At 73.8% G+C, this 3082-nt stretch carries 1 protein-coding gene; it reads right to left on the bottom strand.

Going from position 1 to position 3082, the window contains the following annotated elements:
* Positions 1-49: 49 nt before the first annotated feature.
* On the bottom strand, positions 50-2866 hold the full coding sequence (locus tag ACFXGX_RS43120; protein ID WP_384803948.1) for a hypothetical protein: 2817 nt from the start codon (positions 2864-2866) through the stop codon (positions 50-52).
* Between the last annotated feature and the right edge of the window lie 216 nt (positions 2867-3082).

Raw genomic sequence — 3082 nt, 5'->3', positions numbered from 1 at the left:
GCCCGGTCCCGAGGGTCCGCGTCCGGCCGGGGCGCGGGCCGCCGGCGGGCTACGCCGGGTCGTGCACCGTGCCGGTGAACTCCGGTCCGTCGTGCGGCCGGCCCGTCTCGTCGTAGACGGTCATGCGCAGCCGTACCGTCTCCTCCGGCTCGACGAGCCGGTCCCCGACCGTGGGGACGGTGAACTCGGTGCTCGTCCGGCCGGCGGGTACGCCGGCGAACAGGAAGAATCCATCCACCTGGGACAGCGGCCGTGACGGCAGCGGTTCCTTGCCCGACATGTTCCGCAGCCATTGCGGGTCCACGTCGGTGGTGGACAGTTCGTGTCCGCCGGTGACGCGGACGACGGAGATGTCGGACTGCATGTCCACGTCGGCCGGCTCGGAGAGTGCGATCCGCCAGGTCAGCTTCCGGCCCTCGGCCGCGCGGGCGGAGGGCGGGGTCACCTTGAAGGCGGGCATCGGATCGTCGTTGCGCGCGGTGACACCGCCCCGGTAGGCGCCGATCACCGCGCCGTGGACGGCCTTCACGAAGACGTCGTGGGACACGTCGTAGCCGTAGCGCTTGTTGCCCCGGACCTCGACCTTCACGTCGGGGGCCGGGACACCGGCCCGAACGGTCACCTCGCGCGAGGTGGTCCGGCCCGTTCCCGGATCGGCGACGAACAGCCGGACCGTACCGTTCCCGTGTCCGGTGACCGTCACCGGCACGTGGTAGGTCCGCACGCCCGTGTCGCCCTCGTCGACGGTCAGCCGGCCGACGTCGACACGGGCGAGGTCCGCGGCCCGCACCGCGGGGGTCCCGGCGCGCCATCCCCATGCGTCGATCAGAAATGCCTGCCCGGAACGGGTGCGCGGGACGATCTCCAGGGACTTCAGCCGGTGCGGATCGACTCCCGCGCGGATCGCGGCGGCCAGCGGCAGCCTGACTTCCTGGCCCCAGTAGGAGGCCGTGCGGTCGGTGCCGGGCAGGCCGTCGAGGCGGACGCTCCCCAGCGTCGCCCGGTGACCGGCGGCGTCGGTCAGACCGACGTCGAACCGGGTGTTCGTGCTGTTCGGCGGCACGATCAGACGCATCGCCAGAGTCCGGGAGCCGGCGATCGAGACGGGCCGCGCCGAACGGACACGTACCGTGGAGCCGGCGGCCGTCCAGCGCAGTGCCACGGCACGCCGGCCCGGCTCCTTCGACACCGCCCACGGGGCGAAGTGCGGCGAGACACCGTTCCTGCCGGAGCCGAGGCAGGCAGCCGACACGACCTCGGTCACCTCCTCGCACAGCGTGCCGCCGTCGACGGAGACCTGCCCGTCCGGCAGGAACGCCGGGGTACGGCGTCCGCCGACCGCGTGGGTCAGGACCCGCGCGGGACCGGCGGAGGGCGCGCGCCGCCCCGAACCGTCGAGCAGCGGCCGTACGCGGTCGTCACCGGCGACGAACAGCCGTGCGGCGGCGGCGATGTAGGTCGCGCCCGCGGTCTGCTGCTGACGGGCCGTCAATCGCGTGGCGGTTCCCGGCGAGCACACCCGGTCGGGCTGGTCGCCGGTCCAGAAGTCGTCCTCCGCGGGGGCCTGGGCCTGGCCCGGAGTCCATTCGCTGTTGAAGAAGTTGTGGTCGGCGCCGACCATGTAGACGGCGCTGTGCAGGGCGGCACCGCGGCTGACTCCGCGGGTCGCGTCCACGTACATCTGCCCCTGGAGGTCGGACACATCGCCGTCGCAGCCGGGCAGGATCGTCGCGGAGGGCACGTCGGGCGCCGGGTTCTGCCCGAAGACGGTGGGGCCTATGAGAACGGTGCCGCGGATGTGCCAGCGGACCGGTCCGTGGTAGCCGTCCTGGTCGGCCGGGGCGGGGTAAAGGCTGTCCATGGCGGCCCGGTTCACGCCCTCGCCGCCGCGCGAGTGGCCGACCAGCAGGACGCGCGACAGGTCCGCGGGGGCCGACCGCCGTACGATCGGGGGCGCGGAGGCCGGGCTGGCGGACCAGCCCGCCCAGCGGGCCAAGTGCTGCCGCACCAGGGAGGACCGGGCCTGGGCACCCCCGTCCTCGGCCGCGTAGTCCTGGCCGTTGATGCCGTTGGCGGCGATGGACACGGTCACATATCCCTGCGAGGCCAGCAGCTTCTGGTCGGCCAGGTAGCCCCGGTAGCTCGGGATGGGTCGGCTGCCCGCGGGGCAGGGCCATTCACCGCCGGTGTCGTTGCCGTGGCCGGTGTAGCAGGTGGCGTGACGGCCGTGCAGGAACAGGGCCAGCGGCCGGTGTCCCGGGGCGTTCGTGGGCGCGACCACGACGGCGCGCATCTCCACGCGCTCGGCGAGGCCGGGCAGCCGGACCGAGGGGAGCTTGTAGTCGCCGGTGGCCGTCCCGTAGGGGCCCGGCTTTCCGGGGTCGACGGCGTTCACCGGAAGGCGTGTCGAAGGCCGGCCCGACAGTCCGGGCCGTTCCCCGGGCCCGTCCGGCGCGGCGGGGCGGTCGCGCCCGGCTCCCGCGGCGTCCAGGCGCCGTTCACCGGTCCGCGCCTGGAGGTCGGACGGTTCGAGTGGTGCCGGGCCCAGAGCGAGCCGGAAGGAGCGGCCGTCGGACGATCCGACGGGCCGGCCGAGGAACCGGTCCCCGGAGTAGAAGGCGACCCCCGCGTCGCTGATGGGCACCGGCTTGTCCGAGCGCCAGACCAGTTGCCGTGCCGCTCCCTCGCCGGTGAGGCTCCATCCGTCGGGAAGTCCGCCCGGGTCGTCGGCATCCGTAGTGGAAGCGAGTCCCGCGGACCGCGCGGAAGCGGCTGTGCTCTGTTGTGCCTGGGTCGATCCTGGCGATCCCGCGAGCGCCGCGAGTAACACCGCGGCCACAACCCCTGTGCGCCGGACACGAAACAAGGTTCTTCTCCTCCTGGTCGGCATTCACCCCCGTCGCCCCGTTGGTCCCGAAGCGCTCCCCCGTCCCACGAGGACGGAGGAGGAAGCCGGGGGGTTGCCTCGCGCCGGCTGCATTTCGCGGCCTCAACTCCCGTACAGGTAAGTGGAGTCGAGCGGTCCGGTGAGGAGGGTGCCCGGTACGGGCGGCCGACCCCGGGCACCCCGGCCCGGGGGCCG

Origin of the sequence: Streptomyces sp. NPDC059371 (genome assembly GCF_042751995.1) — a bacterium.
Lineage (GTDB): Bacteria > Actinomycetota > Actinomycetes > Streptomycetales > Streptomycetaceae > Streptomyces.
This window is presented reverse-complemented; position numbering and strand designations above follow the sequence as displayed.